At 72.6% G+C, this 25087-nt stretch carries 20 protein-coding genes; 17 read left to right on the top strand and 3 right to left on the bottom strand.

All coding sequences use genetic code 11. The features are described 5' to 3' along the window. Positions 1-239: 239 nt before the first annotated feature. The 3 genes from ACSC1Q_RS02250 to ACSC1Q_RS02240 are packed head-to-tail and all read right to left on the bottom strand — an operon-like array spanning position 240 to position 4914. Positions 240-2687 (bottom strand): transglutaminase TgpA family protein, encoded by a 2448-nt coding sequence (locus ACSC1Q_RS02250; protein WP_436756933.1) that lies wholly within the window; start codon positions 2685-2687, stop codon positions 240-242. Beyond that, on the bottom strand, positions 2684-3940 hold the full coding sequence (locus tag ACSC1Q_RS02245; protein ID WP_436756932.1) for a DUF58 domain-containing protein: 1257 nt from the start codon (positions 3938-3940) through the stop codon (positions 2684-2686). The genes ACSC1Q_RS02250 and ACSC1Q_RS02245 overlap by 4 nt, the downstream gene beginning before the upstream one ends. Further along, positions 3937-4914, bottom strand: coding sequence for an AAA family ATPase (locus ACSC1Q_RS02240; RefSeq protein WP_436756931.1), 978 nt, complete (start codon positions 4912-4914; stop codon positions 3937-3939). Before ACSC1Q_RS02240 ends, ACSC1Q_RS02245 begins: the two co-directional genes overlap by 4 nt. Positions 4915-5405: 491 nt before the next feature. Here ACSC1Q_RS02240 and mraZ point away from each other — a divergent pair, with 491 nt between their 5' ends. The 17 genes from mraZ to ACSC1Q_RS02155 all read left to right on the top strand — a co-directional run bounded on the left by mraZ (position 5406) and on the right by ACSC1Q_RS02155 (position 25046). Next, positions 5406-5837, top strand: a complete 432-nt coding sequence (gene mraZ, locus ACSC1Q_RS02235) for a division/cell wall cluster transcriptional repressor MraZ (protein WP_344747384.1) — start codon at positions 5406-5408, stop codon at positions 5835-5837. 225 nt (positions 5838-6062) lie between these two features. Then, complete coding sequence (rsmH, locus tag ACSC1Q_RS02230; RefSeq protein ID WP_436756930.1) at positions 6063-7055, top strand: 16S rRNA (cytosine(1402)-N(4))-methyltransferase RsmH; 993 nt, start codon at positions 6063-6065, stop codon at positions 7053-7055. Next, positions 7033-7569, top strand: a complete 537-nt coding sequence (locus tag ACSC1Q_RS02225; protein ID WP_436756929.1) for a hypothetical protein — start codon at positions 7033-7035, stop codon at positions 7567-7569. Before rsmH ends, ACSC1Q_RS02225 begins: the two co-directional genes overlap by 23 nt. A gap of 1097 nt (positions 7570-8666) precedes the next feature. Next, on the top strand, positions 8667-10397 hold the full coding sequence (locus ACSC1Q_RS43350; RefSeq protein ID WP_495573942.1) for a peptidoglycan D,D-transpeptidase FtsI family protein: 1731 nt from the start codon (positions 8667-8669) through the stop codon (positions 10395-10397). Positions 10398-10437: 40 nt separating this feature from the next. Then, on the top strand, positions 10438-11982 hold the full coding sequence (locus ACSC1Q_RS02215; RefSeq protein ID WP_436756927.1) for a UDP-N-acetylmuramoyl-L-alanyl-D-glutamate--2,6-diaminopimelate ligase: 1545 nt from the start codon (positions 10438-10440) through the stop codon (positions 11980-11982). A gap of 12 nt (positions 11983-11994) precedes the next feature. Further along, positions 11995-13527, top strand: a complete 1533-nt coding sequence (locus ACSC1Q_RS02210; RefSeq protein WP_436756926.1) for a UDP-N-acetylmuramoyl-tripeptide--D-alanyl-D-alanine ligase — start codon at positions 11995-11997, stop codon at positions 13525-13527. Beyond that, positions 13524-14582: a phospho-N-acetylmuramoyl-pentapeptide-transferase gene (gene mraY / locus ACSC1Q_RS02205; protein WP_436756925.1), complete on the top strand. Its 1059-nt coding sequence runs from the start codon at positions 13524-13526 to the stop codon at positions 14580-14582. Before ACSC1Q_RS02210 ends, mraY begins: the two co-directional genes overlap by 4 nt. 31 nt (positions 14583-14613) lie before the next feature. Beyond that, a complete protein-coding gene (gene murD / locus ACSC1Q_RS02200; protein ID WP_436756924.1) occupies positions 14614-16005 on the top strand; it encodes a UDP-N-acetylmuramoyl-L-alanine--D-glutamate ligase in 1392 nt (463 codons plus the stop codon). Then, the gene (gene ftsW / locus ACSC1Q_RS02195; protein WP_436756923.1) at positions 16002-17330 is read left to right on the top strand and encodes a putative lipid II flippase FtsW; all 1329 of its coding nucleotides are present in this window, start codon (positions 16002-16004) and stop codon (positions 17328-17330) included. The genes murD and ftsW overlap by 4 nt, the downstream gene beginning before the upstream one ends. A 14-nt stretch (positions 17331-17344) precedes the next feature. Beyond that, the gene (gene murG, locus ACSC1Q_RS02190) at positions 17345-18433 is read left to right on the top strand and encodes an undecaprenyldiphospho-muramoylpentapeptide beta-N-acetylglucosaminyltransferase (protein WP_436756922.1); all 1089 of its coding nucleotides are present in this window, start codon (positions 17345-17347) and stop codon (positions 18431-18433) included. 167 nt (positions 18434-18600) lie between these two features. Further along, entirely contained in the window at positions 18601-20007 is a 1407-nt protein-coding gene (gene murC / locus ACSC1Q_RS02185; protein WP_436756921.1) for a UDP-N-acetylmuramate--L-alanine ligase, read from the top strand. Positions 20008-20047: 40 nt separating this feature from the next. Next, on the top strand, positions 20048-20716 hold the full coding sequence (locus ACSC1Q_RS02180) for a cell division protein FtsQ/DivIB (RefSeq protein WP_436756920.1): 669 nt from the start codon (positions 20048-20050) through the stop codon (positions 20714-20716). Positions 20717-20951: 235 nt separating this feature from the next. Beyond that, positions 20952-22349, top strand: coding sequence for a cell division protein FtsZ (gene ftsZ, locus ACSC1Q_RS02175; RefSeq protein ID WP_436756919.1), 1398 nt, complete (start codon positions 20952-20954; stop codon positions 22347-22349). Positions 22350-22439: 90 nt separating this feature from the next. Further along, on the top strand, positions 22440-23144 hold the full coding sequence (locus tag ACSC1Q_RS02170) for a YggS family pyridoxal phosphate-dependent enzyme (protein ID WP_436756918.1): 705 nt from the start codon (positions 22440-22442) through the stop codon (positions 23142-23144). Between the two features lie 121 nt (positions 23145-23265). Next, the gene (locus tag ACSC1Q_RS02165) at positions 23266-23769 is read left to right on the top strand and encodes a cell division protein SepF (protein WP_329093101.1); all 504 of its coding nucleotides are present in this window, start codon (positions 23266-23268) and stop codon (positions 23767-23769) included. A gap of 82 nt (positions 23770-23851) precedes the next feature. Then, positions 23852-24139, top strand: coding sequence for a YggT family protein (locus ACSC1Q_RS02160; protein WP_344748313.1), 288 nt, complete (start codon positions 23852-23854; stop codon positions 24137-24139). Positions 24140-24188: 49 nt separating this feature from the next. Beyond that, positions 24189-25046: a DivIVA domain-containing protein gene (locus ACSC1Q_RS02155; protein ID WP_350973933.1), complete on the top strand. Its 858-nt coding sequence runs from the start codon at positions 24189-24191 to the stop codon at positions 25044-25046. The last annotated feature ends 41 nt before the right edge of the window (positions 25047-25087 follow it).

Here is a 25087-nt window from a genome sequence, read left to right as displayed (position 1 = left end):
TCGGTCTTCGACGATCGAGACCCGCGCTCCCGGAGCCCGCGTCATTGAGAACCGGGGTCCGTCGTGCCGGGCCTCGACGGCTCCGGGGCAGGCTCTTGAACGATCTACCCGGGTCCGCCGCCCGATCCTGAAGGTTACTGTTCCGTACCTCCAGGCGGCCGAGGATCCCGGCCCGCGCCCCCGGCCGTCGTCCCCTCGGTGATCGGGACGCGGTCGTGCGTCCCGATCACCGAGGGGCGCTAGGCGCCCTTCCTGGCCGGCCTGCGGAACCGGATGTTCTCCAGACGGTCGAAACCGTCCAGCACCCGCCCGCCCAGCGCCCGCATCCGCAGGAGCGTGGAGGGCGGCAGCAGCACCGCCCTGATCCGCCTGCCGCGGGTCACGGTGGCCGCCAGCGCCCGCCGTACGCTCCGCATGTCCTCGCGGAGGGTGCCGATCTCGCCCGGGGTCCTGGCGTAGAGCGTCCGCTCCACCGCCGAGGCGATCCTCGCCAGCGCGGCGGCGGCCTCCGGCTCGAACCGGTACTGCTCCGCCAGCCGCCCGGCCAGCGCGCGCGGGCTCTCGCTCGCCTGCCGGGACATCCCGTAGTCGCACAGGGCGTCGTCGAGCTCGGCCCACGCGACCGTCACCGCCGGCTCCCCGCGGACCTCCCTGACGACCGCCCCCGCCGCCCCGGTCGCCCCGGCCGTCGCGGGAGAGCCGGTGCCGCCGGGATCCGGATCCCCGGCCCGCCGGGTGTAGGACCTGCCGCGGCGGACCCGCAGCTGCCAGCGGACCAGCGCGGGGACCAGCGCGACCAGCAGCGCGACCACGACCCCGATGCCGATCTTCGCGGCCAGCGGCATTCCCTCGTCCACCGGGGTCAGCGCGCCGCCGAACTCCCTGTCGAGGATCTCGTCGCGGCGGTCGTTCGCCGACCCGGTCGGCGAGTCGGAGCCGGTGGGGTCCGACGACGGCGCCGCGCTCGGCTCGTCGGGGGTGTCCGGCGCCACCTCGGGGATGGTGTACGACGGTATCGTCGCGCTGCCCTGACCCGCCCCGCCCGCCGGGGTGGGCTCGAAGCGGAGCCACCCGGTGCCCTCGAAGTACAGCTCGGGCCAGGCGTGCGAGTCGTGGGTGCGCACCTGCCACCCGTCGGAGGTGACGCTGCCCCCGGTGTAGCCGATGGCGACCCGGGAGGGGATGCCCAGGACGCGCGCCAGCACCGCCATGGAGGCGGCGAACTGCTCGCAGTAGCCGGTCCTGTTGCGGATCAGGAAGTCCGTCAGCGCCGGGCCGTTGTGCCCCTGGGTGGCCAGGCTGTAGGTGAACCCGCCGCTCTCGGTGAAGAACTCCTGCAGCTGCATCGCCTGCTCGTACGCGCTGGAACCCCGCTCGGTCTCGTCGAGGGCGAGCTGCCTGATCTCGTCCGGCAGGTTCTCCGGCAGCGTCAGGTACCGTTCCCTGATCGCCGTCGCGGGCGGGGCCGCGCTCTTCAGCCGTTCCGCCGTGGGCTCGGGCTCGGCGGTGACGGCCTGGTACGTCAGGCCCCCCGCGGTGTTCCGCGTGGAGAAGACCATGAGCGTGTCACGGTCGGGCCGCCAGTCGCCCGCCACCGTGACCTTGGACACCGGGTAGGGCAGGGGGAGGAAGCTCAGCCTCCTGACCTGGTCGCTCACCGTGACGGTGATGTTCGCGGGCGTGACGGGCACGCTCGCGCCCTGGCCCGGGGGCGAGGGCATCGGCGCGTCGGAGGTCCGGTCCTCGGGACGGCCCCTGGGCTCCGACATCGTCCACTGCTCGCCGTCGAAGATGTCGAGCGAGTACATCCTCAGGTAGCGAGGCGTGCTGTCGCTGGCCCGGTAGGTCAGGACGGTGGAGTTCTCCGGCAGCGACAGCTGGCCGCGCAGGTTGACCATGGGGTTCGGGATGCTGATCGAGTTGCCGCCGCCCCTGCCGTTGCCCACGCCGAAGCTGAACAGCGGGTTGGGCTCCATGGTGGGCAGCAGCGCGGGCAGCAGGACGGCGAGCGCGATCGCGGTGAAGCCGATGCGCCTGCCGGAGAGCCGCAGGGCCCCGCTGTCGGAGGGCGTGGGCCGGGTGACGGTGAAGGAGGACGTGCGGCGCACCAGCACCGCGCGGCCCCAGTGGCTGACCCGCTCCCGCCCGTCGGCGACGAGGACGCCCAGGTAGCCCAGGGCCCCGATGATGAACGCCGGCCAGCTGATCGGCTCGGCGACCACCGCCGCCGGGACCGTGAACAGCGCCAGCAGCGGCAGCCCGGTGAGGGCCGCCCTGCGCAGCCGCGCGGCCAGCAGGTCCACCAGGACGGCGATCAGGCCGACGCCCCCGCAGGTGAGCAGGACGATGCCGGTGCTGTCGGGCACCGGGGCGGCGAACCGCTGGATGTCGGCGAAGCCCGTCGTCAGCAGCTTGTCGAGCCTGGCGATCGAGTCCCAGGTGGGGACCACCCTCGCCCACGCCTCGTCCCCGGAGAAGGCCGCCGTCAGATAGACCCACACGGCCAGCACCTGCGCGGGCGGCGCCAGCCAGCCGGGCAGCGTGTAGTGGCCGGCCAGCACGCCGATCCCGGCCACGACCAGGATGACGCCCAGGCTCGACCAGAACCAGTCGCCGCCCTGGAAGAGCGGGTAGAGCGCGATCGCGACCGCTCCGGTGGCCACGCCCGACGCGATGGAAAGTCTCATGAGCCACCCCTGCTCGCCGCGAACCGTCCGCGTTGCGCGACGTCCTGCCACACGCTCGCGACGGAGGCGCCGGCGGGCAGCCGCACGACGCGCCAGCCCGTCCCGACGAACACCGACCGCGCCGCCTGGAACTCCTCGTCCTCGCCCAGCTCGGGATGCTCCCACGCCTCCACGTCCAGCATCACGGCCACGCCGGTCACGTTGCCGTGCCTGGCCCTGGACAGCTCCTGCGCCTGGTCGAGGTCCATCTTGCCGAGCACGGCCACGATCAGGCCGTCGCCGCCGCCCTGCCGCAGCGCGCCGACGCCGTACTCCAGCGAACGCGCCGTGCTGGCCCGTACGACGGCCAGGGTGTCCAGCAGCGACAGGCTGAGCCCGCTGTCGGTGAGGTGCTCGGCGCCCTGGTCGGTGACCAGGCGCAGGCCGAGACCCTCGTGGGCGAGGTGCACGCCGATGGAGGCCGCGGCCGAGACCGCCGCCTCGAACGACGAGCGCGGGCCCTCGCCCCGGTGGGCGTAGCGCCGGGTGTCCAGCAGCAGCGCGCCCCTGCTCTGCCACTGCTGTTCCTCGCGCCGCACCATCAGCTCGCCGTGCCTCGCGGTCGAGCGCCAGTGCACCCGCCGCAGGTCGTCGCCCTGCCGGTACTCGCGCGGCGCGACGTCGTCGTCCCCGGCCGCCGCCACGCTCCTCGTACGGCTGTCGCCCCCGCCCGTCCACTCGCCGGCCAGGCGGACGTGGGGCAGGGCGACCACCTGGGGCGTGACCATCAGCGTGTCGCTGATGGTGAACGACCTGGTCAGCTCGACCAGGCCGAAGGGGTCGCTGATCCGGATGGAGAGCGGCCCGATGCCGAACCGCCCGCGCAGGTCGGAGCGGACCCGGTAGTCGATCTCCCGGATCCCCTGCGCCTCCACCCGGTCCAGGACGAACCTGGGCCGGGCGCCGAGGGCGTAGGGAACGGTGTCCTCGATCATCAGCAGGCCGGTCGGCAGCCGGGTGACGTTCTCCAGCCGCAGGGTCACGGTGGCCTCGCTGCCCACCTCGGCCCTGGGCGGGTCCAGGCGCCGGGCGCAGCTCAGCCGGTATCGGGTGCGGGCGACCACCATGGCCGCCAGCAGCGGCAGCGAGACGATCAGCACGCCGATCCTGAGCAGGTCGTGCTCGCCGAGGATGAAGGCGCACAGCAGCGCCGCGACGCCGGACGCGAGGAAGGACCGGCCGCGGGCGGTGAGCGCCTTGAGGCCGGAGGTCACCGGGCCTGGGCCTCGGGCACGGGCACCCGGCGGACCAGGTCGGCGATCACCTGCTCGGGCGCGCGGCGCTGCCCCTGGGCCTCGATGCTGGGCAGCAGCCGGTGCGCCAGGACGGGGCCGCTCAGCTCCTGCAGGTCGTCGGGGATGACGTAGTCGCGGCCCGCGAGCGCGGCGTGCGCCCGCGCGGCCCTGACCAGCTGCAGGGTCGACCGGGGGGAGGCGCCCAGCCGCAGGTCGGGGGACTGGCGGGTGGCGGTCACCAGGTCGATCGCGTACTTCTTGATCGGCTGGGAGACGTAGACGCCGCGCACCGCCTCGATCAGCGCCTTCACCTGCTCGGTGGTGGCCACCGGCTCCAGCTTGTCCAGCGGGGAGGCGGCGCCGTGCACGTCGAGCATCTCCAGCTCCGCGGAGGGCGCGGGGTAGCCCATCGCGATCCGGGCGGTGAACCGGTCGCGCTGCGCCTCGGGAAGGGGGTAGGTGCCCTCCATCTCGATCGGGTTCTGCGTCGCGATCACCATGAACGGGGAGTCGAGCCGGTAGGTGGCGCCGTCGACGGTGACCTGATGCTCCTCCATGCACTCCAGCAACGCCGACTGGGTCTTCGGCGACGCCCGGTTGATCTCGTCACCCACCACGATGTTGGCGAAGACCGGGCCTGGCTTGAACTCGAACTCCCTGGTCTGCTGGTTGTAGGCGCTCACTCCTGTGATGTCGCTCGGCAGCAGGTCGGGGGTGAACTGCACGCGGCGCACCGGGCAGTCGATGGAGCGCGCCAGAGCCTTGGCGAGCATGGTCTTGCCGACTCCTGGCACGTCCTCGATGAGGAGGTGCCCCTCGGCGAGGAGTACGGTCAAGGTCAGGCGGACGACGTCGCTCTTGCCCTCGATCACCGATTCGATCGACTGGCGGATCCGGTGCGCGGTGACGACAAGATCATCGAGCTGTGGTGAGACGTCATGGGTTACTGCCACCAGGCCTCCATGAGGGTGCGGCGGTTGCGCGCCGGGGGGTTGCCGTTGCGGAATCTTTGCGATCCCGTTACTCATTCTGCTTACCGACACTACGGCGCCGTACGTTCCCCCGGCGACTTTATGTGGTCATCAGGGCTGATTCCGGGTAAACAGCCCTAGTGTCTGCGGCCGCTGTCGCGGTCCTGTACGGGTGGCGTGCCGATCCGGTGACGGGACGACGGATTCGCCTTCCATCATTCTTCACCGCCCTCCGGTTTATTTCATGATCTTTAGCCTATTCGGCGGCCTTACCCGACACGCCCAGGGCGTACGAGGGGCCGCTTACCCCCTCCACTCCGCACCACCCCATTTGAACTGGGGAAATGGCGGCGAAACCCGTCGTGAAGAGGCGTGGAATCAGTTGACGGTGGAGAGAAGTGGAGTATGGTGGTGCGCAGTGGAGGGCAGGGCTGCGACGCCTGGCGCTCCGCTGGGCACGGGAGGTGAGGCCGGTGTTCCTCGGCACCCACCACCCGCGTCTCGATGACAAGGGACGGCTGTTCCTGCCGGCGAAGTACCGCGAGGAGCTGGCGGAGGGTCTGGTGATCACCAAAGGCCAGGAGCGCTGCCTCTACGTCTTTCCCGTAGAGGAGTTCCAGCGCATAACCGAGGCTCTGCGCACCGCGCCGGTCACCGCCAAGGCTGTCCGTGACTACAGCCGTGTCCTCTTCGCCAGCGCCTCGGACGAGGTCGCCGACAAGCAGGGCCGGATCACCGTTCCACAGGCTCTGCGCGAGTACGCCAGCCTGCGCCGCGACTGCGTCGTCATCGGGGCCAACACCCGGCTGGAGATCTGGGCCGCGGACGCCTGGAGCGCCTATCTGGCCGACCAAGAGCAGGCTTTTGCCGATCTGTCGGAGGAGGTGCTGCCAGGGATTCTGTGACTCCACGGTCGACTCATCGGTAAAACGTCGTTCGGCGAGGTCTCCACCCGCAACCACATGCCCGTCAGCTGATGCACCTTCCCCGGTGTCAGGTGACGGGCGGGCACGCGGGTGCGGATGGGGACCTGGCCGGACGGCCCCGGGGGTGGGGGCCAGTTTCAAGACACCGGTGAGCGTCCGCCGCGCGTCCACGGGACGAGGCGGGAAAGAGGGGGGTTGCGCTTCATGCGCGCCGAGAACCACAACCATGATCTCCAGGCGCCTGGGGGTCACGTCCCCGTCATGCTCGACCGGGTGCTGGAGTTGCTCGCTCCGGCGCTGGCCCGCCCCGCTCCCGTCCTCGTCGACGCCAACCTCGGCCTCGGCGGCCACGCCGAGGCGCTGCTCGCCGCGCACCCCGCGCTCCACCTGATCGGGATCGACCGCGACCCCACCGCCATCGAGCGCTCCACCGCCAGGCTCGCCCCGTACGCCGGCCGGACCACGCTGGTCCGCGCGGTCTCCGACGAGCTTCCCGAGGTGCTGGCCGAGGCGGGGCACCCCCGCGTCGACGCCGCGCTGTTCGACCTGGGCGTCTCCTCCCCGCAGCTGGACGAGGCCGAGCGGGGTTTCGCCTACTCCTACGACGCGCCGCTGGACATGCGGATGGACCGCGACGAGGAGCTGACGGCCGAGGTCGTGGTCAACACCTACCCGGCCGCCGCGCTGATCCGGATCCTGCGGGATTACGGAGAAGAACGATTCGCCCCGCGTGTCGCGCACTTAATCATCAAGGAAAGGGCCAGAGAGGCCATAACGTCTACCAAGCGGCTTGCGGAGATCGTCAGGACGGCGATCCCGGCCGCTACTCGCAGGACCGGGGGAAACCCCGCCAAAAGGACTTTCCAGGCGTTGCGGATCGAGGTGAACGCGGAGTTGACGGCGCTGGAACGCGCGCTCCCGGCCGCGCTCGACGCATTGACGCTGGGCGGGCGCGTCGTCGTGCTCGCGTACCACTCCCTTGAGGACCGGCTGACGAAGCAGGTCATCACCGCGCGGACCAGGGAAACCGGCCCTCCCGGCCTGCCGGTCCCGCTGCCGGCTCACCAGCCGCGGTTCGCGCTCCTGACGAGGGGGGCCGAGCTTCCGAGCGAAGAGGAGGTGGCCCGCAACCCGCGGGCGGCCTCCGCCCGGTGTCGGGCGGCAGAGAGGATCCGTGAGGCAGTTGACGAGGAGTGAGACAGACGTCCGCCGCGCCGCGCCCAGCCGCGGCGCGCGCCCGGTGCGCGTCCCCCGCGCGGTGCCGCAGGGATACGGGACCAGGCCGGCCAGGCCCGCCGGGCCCGCGCCCGCCGTCGCTCCGGCCGCGAAGGTCACGGCCGCGGCCCCAGGGCCCGCGGCGCCCCGCCGCGCCCGGCCGCCGAGGGCTCCCTTCCTGCTGCTCGTGGTCGGCCTGCTCTGCGGCGGCCTGGTCAGCCTGCTGCTGCTGAACGCCGTGCTCGCCCAGGACTCCTTCAGGGCCAACGGGCTGCGCAAGGAGATCAGCGACCTGCGCGTCCAGAAGGAGAGCAAGAAGAGCGCCATCATGAAGCAGGAGATGCCCGAGGCGGTGGCGAGGAACAACGAGCTCCAGGGGCTGGGGTCCGACTGGGACACCCTGCGCGTCATCGACCCCGACAAGCCCGCCGTCGGGGTCGCCGGTGACGTCCGGACGCCCGCGGGGCAGGAGCGAGTGCCGGGCACGGGCCGGTGAGGGAGCCCGGCGGCCAGACCGGCGGCCAGGGTCCCGGACAGGGCCGGGGCGGTTCCGCCGGAGGGCCGGCCGGAGGTTCGGGCCGCCGCTCTCCCGGCGGTCCCGGCCGTACGGCCAGGCCCGGCGGTTCCCCGGACGTTCCCGGCAAGCCGGGCAGGCCGGGTTCCGGCGACGCCGGGCCCTCCGGTGCTTCCGGCGTGCCCGGCTCCCCGCGCAGGTCCCCGGGCTCGGGGAAACCCGGTTCCGGCGGTTCCGGCCGGGCGGGTTCCTCCGGCGGGGCCCGGGAGCCCGACGGGCCCGGCAGGTCCGGTTCCGGCCGTGCGGGTGCTCCCGACGGGCCGGGCTCCCCGGCCAGGCCGTCCGCCGGTTCCGGCAGGGCGGGCTCCGCCAGGGGGCAGGGGGGCGACGGGCCGGGCAGACCGGCCGCCTCCAGGGGACGGCCGTCCCCGGCCGACGGTCCCGGCAGGGGGCAGGGGGCCGGCAGGCCCGGCTCCGCGGGCAGGCCGTCCGCCCAGGGCGGCTCGGGCAGGGCGGGCTCGTCCGGCAGGCCACCGGCCTCGGAGGGCTCCGGCAGATCCGACAGAGACAGGTCCGACAGAGACAGATCTGACAAACACGATAAATACGACAAGTCGGCTAGGCCGGGCAGGCAGGGTTCCCCGGCGGGCCCGTCCGGCAGGTCCGGCTCCCCGGGCAGGCCGGGTCCCGCCGGCAGGTCCGGTTCCGGCGCGCGGCCGCCCGCGTCCGACGGGCCGGGCCGGGCGGGACGGCCGGACGCCAGGGGCGGTTCCACCGGTGCCCCCGGCTCCCCGGGCAGGACCTCCGCCCCCCGGACGGGCAGGCCGGGCGGCCCGGCGGGTCCCGAGACGCCGCGCAGGTCCCCGGGGCCCGAGGGGCCGCGCGGGCCGGTGCGGTCCTCGCGCTCCGAGGGCCCGCCGGACCCGCTGGGCTGGGTGCGGTCCGTGCCGAGGCGCGGGGGCGAGCGGCCGGGGGACCACGAGCACACCCGCACGGTGACGCGCGGCGGTGGCGGTGGTGTCGGTGGTGTCGGTAGTGGTGGCGGCAGGCCGCCGCGGCCTCCGGCGCGCCCGTCCGCGGTGCTGCGCCTGGGCAACCCCCGCAGGCGCATCGGCATCGGCCTGATGGCGATGACCTTCGTGCTGTCCATCTTCGCGGGGCGGCTCATCCAGCTCCAGGGCCTCGACTCGAAGGTCTACACGGCGGAGGCGGCCAAGCAGCGCGTGCAGGGCGAGAAGCTGCCCGCGAGGCGCGGGTCGATCACCGACGTCAACGGCCACGAGCTCGCGCTCACCCTGGAGGCCCGCGAGGTCTTCGTGGACCCGTCGGAGGTCTCCGCCGCGCAGCGCGACCGGGTGGCGACGATCCTGGCCAAGGAGCTGGGCACGCCCAAGGAGCCGATCGCCGCCAAGCTGGCCCAGAGCACCAGCCACTACCAGCAGCTCGCGGCGGCCGTCGACCCGGCGCTCGCCCAGCGGATCATGGCGTACGACCTCAAGGGGGTCGGCAGCAAGCACCGCTACCGGCGCGACTACCCGGGCGGTGACCTGGCGGGCACCCTGCTGGGGTTCGTCGGCACCGACGGCACCGGGCTGGCCGGTCTGGAGAGCACCTACGACAAGCTGCTCGCGGGCCGCGACGGCGAGCAGATCATCGAGACGGGGGCCAGGGGGCAGCGCATCCCGATGACCCGCAGCACCGTCCGGGCGCCCGTCGAGGGCAGGGACGTGCGGCTCACCATCGACCGCGACGTCCAGTGGGCCGCGCAGAAGGCGATCAGCGAGCAGGTCAAGGCGACCGGGGCGCGCACGGGCAGCGCCATCGTGATGGACACCCGGACCGGCCGGGTGCTCGCGATGGCCAACGCGCCCGAGCTCGACCTGAGGAACTGGATGAACGCCCCCGACACCGACCGGGTCAACCGGTCGGTCACGGACGTGTTCGAGCCGGGCAGCACCAACAAGGTCATCACCGCCGCGGCGGCCCTGGAGTCGGGGGCCGTGCGGCCGGACAGCCTGTTCACGGTCGCCGACGAGATCAGGTGCGCCGACCGGGTGCTGAAGGACTCCCATCCGCACCCCACCGAGCGCCTGACCTTCTCCGGCATCGTGGCGACCTCCAGCAACGTGGGCACGATCCTCGCCACCCAGAAGATCGGCGACGAGAGGCTCCACTCGATGCTCCAGCGCTTCGGGTTCGGCGCGAAGCCGGGCACCGGGCTGCCGGGGGAGGAGGCCGGGCTCCTGCCCGACTGGAAGAGCTGGTCGGGCAGCCAGCGCTGCACGATCGCGTACGGCCAGGGGGTCTCGGTGACGGCGCTGCAGACGGCCAGCGTCTACCAGACCATCGCCAACGGCGGGGTGCGCGTCACCCCGCAGGTCGTGGCGGGCACCACCGGGGATAACGGCGCGTTCACCCCGTCGCCGCCGGGTAAGCAGACCCGGGTGGTCGGCGAGCGTACGGCGCGGGAGGTCGCCACCATGCTGGAGGCCGCGGTGAGCGAGGAGGGCACCGGCAACCTCGCCGCGATCGACGGCTACCGGGTGGCGGGCAAGACGGGTACCGCGATGCGCTACGACACCAGATGTCAGGGCTACTGCGGATACACCGCGACGTTCGTCGGTTTCGCCCCCGCGGACAAGCCCCGGCTCGTCGTCCTGGCGGTGCTCCAGGACCCCCAGGAGGGCCACTACGGCGGGGAGATCGCCGCGCCGGTCTTCAAGCAGGTGATGACGTTCGCGTTGAAGAGCGGGAAGATCCCGCCGACCGGAACCAGGCCGTCCCCGGTGCGGATACGCGCCGGAGAGTGACGAGTGAAGGTACGCTCTCGCCGTGCATCCCCCGTCGTCAATGCGACCCTCAACCAGTTCGCCCCGTCCGCTCTCGGGGCTGGCGAGCCTCATCGGCGCGCCCTCGGGCACGTCGCGAGCCCCGCTGGCCGCGGTGTCCGGGATCACCATCGACTCGCGCCAGGTGTGCCGGGGAGATCTCTACGTCGCGCTGCCGGGGGCCACGGCCCACGGGGCCGACTTCTCCGCCCAGGCCCTCGCCGCGGGTGCCAGCGCGATCCTGACCGACGAGGCGGGCAGGCGGGCCGCGGTCGCGACCGGCCTGCCGGTCCTCGTCGTGCCCGATCCGCGCGCCCTGCTCGGGCAGGTCTCCGCCTGGGTGTACGGCAACCCGGTGGCGGACGTGATGGTCGTCGGGGTCACCGGCACCAGCGGCAAGTCCACCGTCTCCTTCATGCTGGAGGCCGGGCTGCGGGCCGCGGGGCACACTCCCGGGCTCGTCGGGGGCGTGGAGATCCACGTCGGTGAGCTGCGCCTCACGCCGAGGCTCACCACGCCGGAGGCGAGCGAGCTGCAGGGCCTGTTCGCCCTGATGCGCGAGCGGGGCGTCACCGCCGCCGCGATGGAGGTCTCCAGCCACGCGCTGGCGCTCGGCCGGGTCGACGGGGTGTTCTACGACGTCGCGCTGTTCACCAACCTGTCCCAGGACCACCTCGACTTCCACCGCGACCTCGACGACTACTTCGCGACGAAGGCCCGGCTGTTCACCCCCGAGATGAGCCGCGTGGGGGTCGTCAACATCGACGACGCCCACGGGCGGGAGCTCCGGGGCATCGCGAAGATCCCGATGACCACCTTCTCCGCCGAGGGCGCCGTCGAGGCCGACTGGCGGGCCGTGGACGTGCGCCTGGGCCCCGAGGGCAGCGCCTTCACGGTCGTGGGCCCCGGAGGCGTCGAGGAGGCCGCGTCGGTCGCGCTGCCCGGTCCCTTCAACGTGGCCAACGCGCTGGGCGCGATCGTCGCGCTGGTGGAGGCGGGTGTGCCGCTGCGGGCCGCGGTGGCGGGCGTCGGTACGCTGGCGGGGGTTCCCGGCCGGATGGAGCGGGTCCCCGGCGGCGAGGAGTTCCAGGCCATCGTCGACTACTCGCACAAGCCCGGCGCGGTCGAGTCGGTCCTGCGCTCGCTGCGCGAGGTCACCGAGGGCAGGCTCGTCATCGTGCTCGGCTGCGGAGGTGACCGTGACCGTGGTAAACGCCCAATGATGGGAGAAGCCGCCGCAAGGCTGGCAGATGTGGCTATTCTCACCAGCGACAACCCCCGCTCTGAGGACCCCCTGCGGATCCTCGCGGAGATGATGGACGGAGTTCTCGGCGTGTCCCAGGACGGGCGCGCACATGTGATCATTGAGCCGGACCGCGCCGCGGCCATCGACCTGGCCATCGGCCGGGCGGGTCTTGGTGACGTCGTCGTCGTGGCCGGCAAGGGCCACGAGCAGGGCCAGTACGTCGGCGACCAGGTGCTTCCTTTCGACGACAGGCAGGTCGTGGCCGACGCGATCGTCAGGCGCAGGGACCGCACCGGGCGCCGAAGCACGTATGGAGAGTAGGGAAGACGCATCATGATCCCGTTGCCGCTGGCCAGGATCGCCGAGATCACCTCGGGCGCCCTCGCGGGCATGGCCGACCCACGCGCGGTGGTGCGCGGCCCGGTCGTCACCGACTCCCGCGCCGTCGAACCGGGGTCGCTGTTCGTCGCGATCAAGGGCGAACGGGTCGACGGGCACGACTTCGCCGCCCAGGCCGTCGCGGCCGGGGCGGTCGCCGTGCTCGCCTCCCGGCCGGTCGACGCCCCCGCCGTCATCGTGGGCGACACCGTGGCCGCCATGACGGTCCTGGCCACCGCGGTCTGCGCGGCCCTGCCGGCGACCACGGTCATCGGCCTCACCGGCTCCGCGGGCAAGACCACCACCAAGGACCTGCTGGCCAGGCTCACCGCCAGGATCGGCCCGACGGTCGCCACGTCCGGCTCGTTCAACAACGAGATCGGCCACCCGCTGACCGTGCTGAGGTCCGGCGAGGACACCCGCTACCTGGTGCTGGAACTCGGCGCGAGGAGGGCGGGGCACATCACCCACCTGACCCGCGTCGCCCCGCCGAGGATCGGCGTGGTCCTCAACGTCGGCACCGCCCACCTGGGCGTCTTCGGCGGCAAGGACGAGATCGCCAGGGCCAAGGGCGAGCTGGTCGAGGCGCTGCCCGCCGAGGGCGTGGCCGTGCTCAACGCCGACGACCCGCTGGTGGCCGCGATGGCCGCGCGCACCGGCGCCCGCGTCACCTGGTACGGCCGGGCCGAGGGCGCGACCGTGCGGGCCGAGAACGTCACCGTCGACGAGCGGGGGCGCGCCTCCTTCACGCTGCGCACCCCCTCGGGCGCCGCCTCGGTCGGCCTGCGCCTGTACGGCGAGCACGCGGTGGAGAACGCGCTCGCCGCCGCCGCGGCCGCCTACGAGCTCGGCCTGCCGGTCGCCACCATCGCCGAGGAGCTGTCGGAGGCCGAGCCCCGCAGCCGCTGGCGGATGGAGGTCACCGACCGCGCGGACGGCGTGACCGTGATCAACGACGCCTACAACGCCAACCCCGACTCCATGCGGGCCGCCTTCGGCGCCCTGGACGCGCTCGCGGGCGACCGCCGCCGCTTCGCGGTCGTCGCCGCGCTGCGCGAGCTGGGCGACGAGAGCGCCGCGCTCAACGAGGGCCTGGGGCGCCTGGCCGGGGGCGCGGGCCTCGCGGGCCTGTTCGTCGTCGGCCCCGACGCGGACCCGGTCCTGGCCGGGGCCAGGGCCGCCGTACAGGCCGCGGGCCGCGCACCGGCGGCCTCCGGCGCGCACACCGGGGCGTACGGAGCGGGAGAGCCGCCGGGCGGCGGAGGCCCGGACGGCCGCCCCTCGCCCGTCGCGGCGTTCGGCGAGGGCTCCGGGACTGGCGGCGCGGCTCCGGCCGCCACCCGGGTCTCGCACGCCGCCGACGCGGCCCAGGCGGGCGCGGAGCTGGCGGCGATGCTGGCGCCCGGCGACGTCGTGCTGGTCAAGGGACCGCGCGCGGCGGGCCTCGAACGCGTGGCCGCGGCGCTGCTCGGGGGTGACCGCCGATGAGGGAGATCCTCGTCGCGGCCGCGGTCAGCCTGCTGCTGTCCATGCTGGGCACGCCGCTGGCGATCCGCCTGTTCTCCCGGCGCGGCTACGGGCAGAGCATCCGGGAGGAGGGACCCTCCGGCCACCACGACAAGCGCGGCACCCCCACCATGGGCGGAACCGTGATCGTGATCGCCGCGCTGGTCGGCTTCGCCTGCGCCCACCTGTACAGCTTCACGCCTCCCACGGTCTCCGCCGTCCTCGTGCTGTTCCTGATGACGGGACTGGGCGCGGTCGGCTTCCTCGACGACTTCATCAAGATCTACAAGCAGCGCAGCCTGGGCCTGCGCAGCGGCGCCAAGGCGCTGGGCCAGCTCGTCGTCGGCGCGGTCTTCGCGGTCCTGGTGACCCGCTTCCCCAACGCCTACCTGATCACCCCGGCCGAGACGCGCCTGTCGTTCCTGAGGGACTTCGGGCCCTCCATCGGCCTCATCGGGTTCACCATCTGGGTGCTGATCATGATCGTCGGGTTCTCCAACGCGGTGAACCTCACCGACGGCCTCGACGGCCTGGCCAGCGGCGCCACCGGCGTGGTGCTGGCCTCGTACGTGCTGATCGGCAACTGGCAGCTGCGCAACAGCTGCACCACCCAGCTCGGGCCCAACTGCTACTGGGTCCGCGACCCGCTGGACCTGGCCGTGGTCGCCGCCGCGGTGCTCGGCGCGCTGGTCGGGTTCCTGTGGTGGAACGCCCCGCCCGCGAAGATCTTCATGGGCGACACCGGCTCGCTCGCCCTGGGCGGCGTGCTCGCCGGGCTGGCCATCACCACCAGGACCCAGATCCTGCTGATCATCCTCGCCGGGATGTGCGTGCTCATCACCATGTCGGTGATCATCCAGGTCGGGTTCTTCAAGATGACCGGTAAACGGGTGTTCAGGATGGCCCCGCTCCAGCACCACTTCGAGCTGAAGGGCTGGGCCGAGACGACGATCGTGGTCCGCTTCTGGCTGATCGCCGCCCTGTGCGCCGCGGCCGGGCTGGGGATCTTCTACGTGGAATGGATGCCCAGGCTGTGACCGTACGGACGAGCGCGGCCGGGGAGGGCGCGTGATCTGCGTCGCGGGGCTGGGGGTCTCCGGCGTCGCCGTGGCCCGCACGATGGCCGGGCGCGGCGAGAAGGTCGTCGTCCTGGAGGGCCGCGACGGCGAGCGGGCCAGGGCGGTCGCCGCCGAGCTGACCGCGCTCGGCGTCGAGGTCCGCTTCGGCGAGCCCTCCGCGCCTCCCGAGGGCACCTCCATGGTCGTCACCACCGGCTGGCCGCCGCACCACCCGCTGCTCGCCGCCGCCTCGGCGGCCGGGATCGAGGTGATCGGCGAGGTCGAGCTGGCCTGGCGGCTCCGCCCCGAGGGCGCCGCCCCCTGGCTCGCGCTGACCGGCACCAACGGCAAGACCACCGCGGTGCGGATGCTCACCTCGATGCTCCTGGCCGCGGGCCACCGGGCGCTCGCCGTCGGCAACGTCGGCACCCCGGTGGTGGAGGCCGTCACCGGGCCCTCGGACGTGCTCGCGGTGGAGCTGTCCAGCTTCCAGCTGCACCGCGCGCCGGGCATCGCCCCGTACGCCGCCGCGGTGCTCAACGTGGCGCCCGACCACCTCGACTGGCACGGCTCCATGGAGGAGTACGCCCGCGTCAAGGGGGAGATCTTCGCCAGGGCCGGGACGGTCGTGCACAACGCCGACGACGAGTGGGCGGCCCGCCTCGCCGCGCCGTACGGGAGCACCGGGGTGGCGCGGAGCGTGGGCTTCACCCTCGGGGTGCCCCGGCCGGGCCAGCTGGGCGTGGTCGAGGACCTGCTGGTGGACCGGGCGTTCGTCGCCGACCCCGGGAGCAACGCCGAGGAGCTCGCCTCGCTCGCCGACGTCCGCCCGTTCGCCCCGCACAACGTGGCCAACGCGCTCGCCGCCGCCGCCCTGGCCAGGGCCTACGGGGTGCCCGCCGGCGCGGTGCGCCGGGGGCTGCTGGACTTCGTGCCCGACCCCCACCGGATCGCGCACGTGGCGAGGGTCGCCGAGGTCGACTACGTGGACGACTCCAAGGCCACCAACCCGCACGCCGCCGCCGCCTCGCTGGCCGCCTACCCGTCGATCGTCTGGGTCGCCGGAGGACAGCTCAAGGGCGCCGACGTCGGCGAGCTGGTACGCCGCGCCGCGCCCCGCCTGCGCGGCGCGGTGCTCCTGGGCGCCGACCGCGAGCGAATTCGCGAGGCTCTGGCGCGACACGCCGGGAATGTTCCGGTGGTGGAGGTCGCGGGGCAAGACACTGGGGTCATGGACCGTGTCGTCACCGAAGCCGCCAGGCTCGCCGCCCCCGGAGACACCGTGCTGCTGGCCCCGGCCGGCGCCTCTCTGGACATGTTCGCCGGTTACCCCGCCCGAGGGGAGGCGTTCGCCCGGGCCGTGCACCGTCTCGCCGAGGGGCACGACGGGGGAGCGGCGTGAGCGCGACCACCCAGGAGGGGGCGCCCGCTCACAAGCCGGCCCCCAAACCGGCCCACAAGGGAGCGCCCGCGCCCGCGCGTCCCGACGGGTTCCGAGAGCACCTGCTCGCCTTCCGCGAGCTGCTCAACCGGCCGCTGACCTCGTACTACCTGATCCTGGGATGCAGCGCGCTGCTGCTCACCCTCGGCCTGATGATGGTGCTGTCGGCCTCCAGCATCGAGGCGCTGCAGGAGACGGGCGACCCCTTCTACTGGTTCTTCAAGCAGTCGATCTCGGCGGCGCTCGGCCTCCCGCTGATGTGGATCTGCGCGCAGCTGCCGCCGAGGTTCTTCAGGCTCGCGGGCCTGCCGCTGATGGCGCTGTCGATCCTCGGGCTGGTGCTGGTGCTGTTCGTCGGCACCTCCCACCTCGGCGCCCAGCGCTGGATCGACCTCGGCCCCATCTACCTGCAGCCGTCCGAGCCCGCCAAGCTCGGGCTGATGCTCTGGGGCGCCGACCTGCTGGCCCGCAAGGCGCGCAACGGCACGATCGAGTGGCGCAGCCTGTTCATCCCGCTTATGCCGGGCACCGCCATCCTGGCCGTCATGGTCATGCTGGGCAGCGACCTGGGCACCACGCTGATGCTGATGCTGATCTTCCTGTCGCTGCTGTGGGTGGTGGGGGCGCCGCTGAAGCTGTTCGGCGGGATCCTCGCGGTCGCCGCGCTCGCGGCCATCGTCATGATCAGCACGGAGGGATACCGCTCGGACCGGATCACCGGCTGGCTCGACCCCTGGGGCAACGCCCAGGACACCGGCTACCAGGCCGTACAGGGGCAGATCGCGATGGGCAGCGGCGGCTGGTTCGGGCTGGGCCTGGGCTCCAGCAGGCAGAAGTGGAGCTGGATCCCGCACTCGGAGAGCGACTTCATCTTCTCCATCCTCGGGGAGGAGCTCGGCCTGATGGGCACGCTCGTCGTGGTGGCCCTGTTCGGGCTGCTCGGCTACGCGGGACTGCGGGTGGCGACCAGGGTCAAGGACCCGTTCGTCAGGCTCGCCTCCGCCGCCGCGGTCGCCTGGATCACCGGCCAGGCGATCGTCAACATCGGCGCGGTCATCGGCGTGCTGCCCATCACCGGCATCCCGTTGCCGCTGGTCTCCTACGGCGGATCGGCCCTGCTGCCCACCCTCGCCGCCCTCGGCATGCTCCTGTCGTTCGCCAAGCACGAACCCGGCGCCCGCGAGGCTCTCGCGGCCCATGGCCCCGGACCGGTGGCGCGGGGCCTAAGCTGGCTTGGCCTGGGTGGTCCGGCCGGGAGACGACGACCGGGCCGCGGAAGACGATAAGCGAAAGGACCGACATGAGGGTGGTCCTCGCCGGTGGCGGGACGGCCGGTCATATCGAACCGGCGCTGGCCCTGGCCGACGCGTTGCGCCAATTCGACCCCAACATCGGGATCACCTGCCTCGGCACCGAGCGCGGTCTGGAGACCAGGCTGGTGCCCGCCCGGGGATACGACCTGCAACTGGTGCCCGCGGTGCCGCTGCCCAGGGCCCTGACGCCCCAGCTGCTGAGCGTGCCCGGCCGCCTGGCGGGCGCCATCAACGCGGCCGCCGGCATCATGGACCAGGTCAAGGCCGACGTCCTGGTCGGCTTCGGCGGCTACGTGGCGACCCCCGCCTACCTCGCGGCGCGCCGGCGCGGCGTGCCGATCGTGGTGCACGAGGCCAACCCGCGCCCCGGCCTCGCCAACCGGCTGGGCGCGCGCCTCACGGAGCACGTGTTCACCGGCCACCCGGACACCCCCCTGAACCGCGCCGAGCACATCGGGATCCCGCTCCGCAGGGAGATCGTCAACCTGGACCGGCTGTCCATGGGCGACAAGGCCCGGTCCTGGTTCGGCCTGGAGGCCGACCTGCCCACGCTGCTGGTCACCGGCGGCTCCCAGGGGGCCCGCTCGCTCAACCGGGCGGCCCTCGCCGCCGCCCCGGCGCTGCGCAGGGCCGGGGTGCAGGTGCTGCACGTCATCGGCCCGAAGAACACCCCGGAGGAGGAGCCGCCGCCGGGTGACCCGCAGTACGTCGTGCTGCAGTACGTCGACCGGATGGACCTCGCCTACGCGGCGGCCGACTTCGCCCTGTGCCGCAGCGGCGCGATGACCTGCGCCGAGCTGACGGCGGTGGGCCTGCCGGCCGCGTACATCCCGCTGCCGCACGGCAACGGCGAGCAGCGGCTCAACGCCACCCCGATCGTGCAGGGCGGCGGCGGTCTGATGATCGACGACGCGGACCTGTCGGCGGAGTGGATCGTCCGGAGCGTGCTGCCCATCCTGTCCGACCCCGAGCGCGTGGTCAGCATGTCCGAGGCGGCCTCCAGGATGGGCAGGAAGGACGCCGACGTGACGCTGGCACGCAGGGTGTTGCAGATCGCGGCGCTGGGGAGGGGCTGAATGGGCACCGAAGAGACCACGGCGGGAATCGCGACAGGGATCACAGCGGGGATCGCGGAGCGGATCCGGCGCGGCGGGCGCGACGAGCGCGGGGCCGCCGGTGGCGGACGAGGACCGGGCGCGGAGCGGACGCGCCCGGGCGGCGAACGAGGAGGGGTGGGCGGCCGATGAGCCTGGTCAAGCTGGTGGATCCGGTCGCGGCCGGTGACCTGGGACGGGTCCATTTCATCGGGATCGGCGGTTCCGGCATGTCCGGGATCGCGCGCATCCTGCTCAAGCGGGGCGTGCCGGTCTCCGGCAGCGACGCGCGGGGCTCGGACATGGTGACGGAGCTGCGGGACCTGGGGGCGAGGGTCAACATCGGCCACGCCGCCTCGCACATCAAGCACGTCGACACCGTCGTGGTCTCCACCGCGATCCGCGACTCCAACCCCGAGCTGGGCGAGGCGCTCCGCCAGGGCCTGCGGGTCATCCCCAGGGCCGCGGCGCTCGCCTCCGTCATGGCGGGCAAGACCGGCGTCGCGCTCGCCGGCACCCACGGCAAGACCACCACGACCTCGATGCTCACCGTGGCGCTGCAGAAGTGCGGCACCGACCCCTCGTACTGCGTGGGCGGGCAGCTGGTGACGACGGGCCTGGGCGCCGACGAGGGCTCGGGCGGGGTGTTCGTCGCCGAGGCCGACGAGAGCGACGGCTCCTTCCTGATGCTCGCCCCCGACATCGCCGTGGTGACCAACGTCGAGCCCGACCACCTGGACAACTACGGCGATCCGCGCGCGGTCCACGACAGCTTCGCCAGGTTCGTCGAGCGCGTCACCGGCACCATGGTGATCTGCGCCGACGACCCCGGCTCCGCCGCGCTGATCCCGATCGCCCGCGCCCGCGGGCTGAAGGTGGTCACGTACGGCGAGGCGGAGGACGCCGACCTGCGGGTGAGCGGGATCGTTCCCGAGGGGCTGGGCATCACCTTCACGATCGCGGGGCGCGGCGAGGTCAGGCTCGCGGTGCCCGGCCGCCACAACGCGCTCAACGCCGCCTCCGCCATCGCGGTGGCGGAGGAGCTGGGCGTCTCCTTCGACGAGATCCGCGACGGGCTGGCGGCCTTCACCGGCGCCAAGCGCCGCTTCGAGGCGAAGGGGGAGGCGGGCGGGGTGGCGGTCTTCGACAGCTACGCCCACCACCCGACCGAGCTCGCCGCCGACCTGCGCGCGGCACGTGACGTGGTGGCGTCCTTCTCCGGCGACGGCAGGGTCATCGCGGTCTTCCAGCCGCACCTGTACTCGCGCACGAGGTTCTTCGCCGACGAGTTCGGCGCCGCGCTCGGGCTGGCCGACGAGGCCATCGTCCTGGACGTCTACGGCGCCCGCGAGGACCCCGAGCCCGGCGTGTCGGGGGCGCTGGTGGCCGGCAAGGTGCCGCTGCCCGCGGAGCGGGTGGCCTACGCCCCCCACCGTGACGGCGTGCCCGCCCTGGTCGCGGGCCGGGCCAGGCCCGGCGACATCGTCCTGACCATGGGCGCGGGCGACGTGACGGAGCTCGGCCCCAGGATCGTGGCGGAGCTGGCCGCGCGGTGACCCACGTCGGCGGGCGCGGGGCGCCCGAGGGGGAGTGGCGATGAACGGGGTGTGGCGGTCGGCCTTCCTCGCCCTGCTCACCGTGGGGGTCGTGGGCATCGCCGCGTGGCTGGTGTTCTTCTCCCCGGTGCTCGGGGTGCGGGAGATCCAGGTGGCCGGCAACGCGGGCCTGTCCGCGGAGCAGATCCGGCGGGCGGCCGAGGTGGCCGCGGACATGCCCCTCGCCACCGTCGACGTGGCCGAGGTCGAGGGCAGGATCGGCAGGATCCCGCAGGTCGAGTCGGTGACGGTGAGCCGCGCCTGGCCGGGCACCCTGCGCGTCGAGGTCGTGGAGCGCTCGCCGGTGGCGGTGGTGCCGGTCGGCGAGAGGTCCGCGCTGATGGACCGCCACGGGATGGTCAGCGAGGTCAAGGACGTCGCGCCCCCGGCGCTGCCCGTGCTGCGGGTGTCGCGCCCCGGGCCCGCGGATCCGGCGACCGTGGCGGCGCTCACCGTCCTCACCGCGCTGCCGGACAATCTCGCCCGCAAGGTCGCGGAGGTGCTCGCGCCGTCGGCGGAGACGGTCTCGCTCCGCCTCAAGGACGGCCGCGCGGTCGTGTGGGGCGGCGGCGACCGTCCGGACGACAAGGCGCGGATCCTTGTTACGCTGCTCAAGCGCCCGGCCGACACCTATGACGTCAGTTCGCCTGACGTCGTGACGGTCAGGTGATCTCATCGGATGGCGGGCGTTCCCGGAGCGTTCCCGGAAAAGGGCGGCCCGCGACACGCTGAACGCGCTGCGGCGCGGTTAGTTGACCCGCCAGGAGCGCAACTCCTACTGTCCGTATCACTCCTCAGGTTGACATAAAGCTAAATCTCAACTTGAGGGTGAGGGTTTTGGAAACGACGGCACGGGCCCCGTGCCGCATGAAATTGCAAGTCAACGAGCGGAAAGGCCCCTCGTCGTGGCAGCACCGCAGAACTACCTCGCGGTCATCAAGGTTGTAGGAATCGGCGGAGGCGGAGTCAACGCCGTCAACCGGATGATCGAGGAGGGACTCAAGGGCGTCGAGTTCATCGCCATCAATACCGACGCCCAGGCGCTGCTGATGAGTGACGCCGACGTCAAGCTCGACGTCGGGCGCGAGCTCACCCGCGGCCTCGGCGCGGGGGCCAACCCCGAAGTCGGGCGCAAGGCGGCCGAGGACCACCGCGAGGAGATCGAGGAGGTCCTCAAGGGGGCCGACATGGTTTTCGTCACGGCCGGTGAGGGCGGCGGCACGGGCACCGGTGGCGCCCCGGTGGTGGCCAACATCGCCCGTACGCTCGGCGCGCTGACCATCGGTGTGGTGACCCGGCCCTTCAGCTTCGAGGGACGGCGCCGGGCGATGCAGGCGGACGCCGGCATCGAGACCCTCCGCGAGGAGGTCGACACCCTCATCGTGATCCCGAACGACCGGCTGCTGTCGATCTCCGACCGGCAGGTGAGCGTGCTGGACGCCTTCAAGGCGGCCGACCAGGTGCTGCTCTCCGGCGTCCAGGGCATCACCGACCTGATCACCACGCCCGGCCTGATCAACCTCGACTTCGCCGACGTGAAGTCGGTCATGTCCGGGGCGGGCTCCGCCCTGATGGGCATCGGCCACGCCCGCGGCGACGACCGCTCGGTCGCGGCGGCCGAGATGGCCGTCTCCAGCCCGCTGCTGGAGGCCAGCATCGACGGCGCGCACGGCGTGCTGCTGTCGATCGCGGGTGGCTCCGACCTGGGTCTGTTCGAGATCAACGAGGCGGCCCAGCTCGTCTCCACCGCCGCCGCGCCGGACGCCAACATCATCTTCGGCACGGTCATCGACGACGCCCTCGGCGACGAGGTGCGCGTCACCGTGATCGCGGCCGGGTTCGACGAGCCCGCTCCCGAGCCCAAGCCGCTCCCGCAGCCGGCCGCGCGCCCGCAGTCCGTCTCGCGCCCGGCCCAGCCGCCCTCCTCGGCGGCCCCGTCGGTCCGCCCGCTGGCGCCCACGGTCAAGGCCGAGCCCCGTCCGGAGCCCCGCCCCGAGCCCAGGGTGGAGCACGCGCCGCCCCCGCCGATGCGGCCGGTCTCCAGCCCGCAGTCCTCCCAGGCGGAGCCGGCGCCCCAGCCGCAGCAGATCTACCCGGTCCAGCAGGCGCAGCCGCAGGCGGAGCACGCCGAGCCGCACCGGATGGAGGAGCCGCACTCCCCGCCGCTGTCGATCCCGCGCCCGGCTCCCGAGCCCTCGCAGCCGACGCCGATCTCGGCCAGGGCCACCGACCCGGCCAGGCGCCGGCCGGTGATCTTCGAGGAGCAAGAAGAGGAGCTGGACGTCCCCGACTTCCTGAAGTGACATCTCTCACGGCGGGGGCGGTGACGGACCGCCCGGCCGTGCCGGGAAGAATGGGCTCCGCCGGTTTGCCAGTGTCCGAGCGGCGGAGATGTGACGGAAACAACACGACGTGACGAGATCGCGGCCGGGCTGGCCCGGGTCGAGGCGCAGATCGCCGAAGCCTGCCGGGCCGCCGGCCGTCACCGCGAGGAGCTGACCCTCATCGCGGTGAGCAAGACCTACCCCGCCTCCGACGTGCGGTTCCTCGCCGAACTCGGGATCACCGACGTCGGGGAGAACCGCGACCAGGAGGCCGCGGCCAAGGCGCGCGAATGCGCCGGGCTCGGTCTCCGCTGGCACTTCGTCGGCCAGCTGCAGACCAACAAGGTCCGCTCGGTGGCCGGCTACGCGGACGTCGTCCACTCGGTCGACCGCCCGCGCCTGGTCACCGCGCTCAGCAGGGAGGCGCTCGCGGCGGGACGCCCGGTCACCTGCCTGGTTCAGGTCGCGCTCGACGGAGACCCCGCGCGGGGCGGGGCGAGACCCGAGGAGGTCGAGGCCCTGGCCGACGCCGTCGCCGGGGCCGAGGGCCTCGAACTGGGCGGGGTGATGGCGGTCGCGCCGCTGGGCGAGGAGGCGGGCGGGGCGTTCGCGAGACTGCGGGAGATCTCGCGGTCGGTGCGGAAAACCCACCCGGGCGCCGGTGTCATCTCGGCGGGAATGAGCGGGGACATGTCCCAGGCGATCGCCAACGGCGCGACACACCTGCGTGTTGGTACGGCGTTGCTCGGTCGCAGGAAGCCCTTCGTCAGGTAATGTCCCTTCAAGTGGACCTTGGCGTCCGCGTATCCGGACAGCGGTCGAACGGTGGTGAGCTCAAGGCGGTCAGGCCGGCCCCCTCGGGCACATCTGAAGTAAGACGGAGGAAGAAGTAGCGATGGCCGGCGCGATGCGCAAGATGGCGGTCTACCTCGGTCTTGTTGAGGACGACCGCTACGAGAGATACGACAGCTACCCCGACGACGAGTACGAGGAGTTCGACGACGCGCGCCGCGAGGGCGACGAGCGCCCTGGCACGGTCCACGACCTCCAGGACGACACCGACCCCGGCGTGCCCGCTCCGAGGCCCGCGACGGCCCTCCTGGAGCGCCGTACGACCGATCTGGCGCGCATCACCACGCTTCACCCCCGCACGTACAACGAGGCGCGGACCATCGGCGAGCACTTCCGCGACGGCACCCCGGTCATCATGAACCTGACCGAGATGGTTGACAGCGACGCCAAGCGGCTGGTCGATTTCGCGGCAGGTCTCGTCTTTGGCCTACACGGCAGCATCGAACGTGTTACCAACAAGGTGTTCCTGTTGTCCCCAGCCAATGTCGAGGTGACCGCCGAGGACAAGGCCCGAATCGCGGAACGCGGATTCTTCAACCAGAGCTAGAGTTCCACCATGAACAGTGACCGGCCCGACAGGTCCCGACAGGACAGAGGACGGCAGAGCGGAGTGGAGGCGGGTACGGACCGTGGGGATCGTTAGCGGGATCTTGGTCTTCGTCCTGTCCATCTATCTCATCCTGCTGATCGGCAGAATGATCTTTGAGACGGTGCAGGCGTTCGCACGTCAGTGGCGCCCCACCGGCATCGTCCTGGTGCTGGCGGAAGCCGTGTACACGGTGACCGATCCGCCTCTCAAGTTCCTCCGCCGTTTCATTCCACCACTCCGGTTGGGTACGGTGGCCTTTGACCTAAGCTTCACAGTGCTGTTCATTGTGGTCTTGGTCTTGATCCAACTCGTGTCCGCGCTTCGTTGATCGGGTACCGTCCCCCCGGACAGACTCCAAGCGCGCCAAGGAGACCGAAATGCCGCTGACGCCCGCCGACGTGCGGAACAAGCAATTCAGTACGACCCGACTCAGGCCGGGTTACGACGAGGAAGAGGTAGACGCCTTCCTCGATGAGGTCGAGTCCGAGTTGGACCGTCTCATACAGGAGAACGAGGAGCTCCGCGCCAAGCTGGCGGAGTGCCTGCGGGGCAAGGTCCCCGGCGGTATGGGCATGGCCATGGCGCCCGCCCCCATCGCCGAGCCCAAGCCCGAGATGATGATGCAGCAGCCGGAGCCGATGCGCGCTCCCGAGCCGGTGCAGCATCAGCAGCCCGTTCCCGTCGGAATGGGAATGCCTCCGGCCGAGGACAACATGGACACCGCGGCCCGGGTGCTCGCCCTCGCGCAGCAGACCGCCGACCAGGCCATCGCCGACGCCCGCCGGGAGGCGGACGAGACGGTGACCCGTGCGCGCCGCGAGGCCGACGACATCCTCGGCAAGGCACGTCGCCAGGCCGAGCAGGTCATCGGTGACGCGCGTGCGCGGGCGGAGACGCTGGAACGCGACGCGCAGGAGCGGCACCGTCAGGCCATGGGCTCCCTGGTGCAGACCCGTGACGAGCTGGAGCGCAAGGTCGAGGAGCTTCGCAGCTTCGAGCGCGAGTACCGCAGCCGTCTGAAGCTGTACCTGGAGAACCAGCTCGCCGAGCTGAACGTGGCAGCCGAGGGCAGTGGCGGATTCCCGATCGTGAGCGGGCCTCCGGCCATGTCCCACGCGGTGGCTCAGGGCGGTCAGCCGACCCTCCAGAGCGCGCCCAACCCGTTCGGCGGCGATCCCTCGCAGCATTCCGGCGCCTTCCAGGGCGTTGACGGTCCTCACAACGACCGCCGCTAAGGTGTCGGGTCATCCTCTTGACCCGCATCCGGGAGTCTCTC

It is taken from the genome of Streptosporangium heterodermiicola (assembly GCF_051390675.1).
Lineage (GTDB): Bacteria > Actinomycetota > Actinomycetes > Streptosporangiales > Streptosporangiaceae > Streptosporangium.
This window is presented reverse-complemented; position numbering and strand designations above follow the sequence as displayed.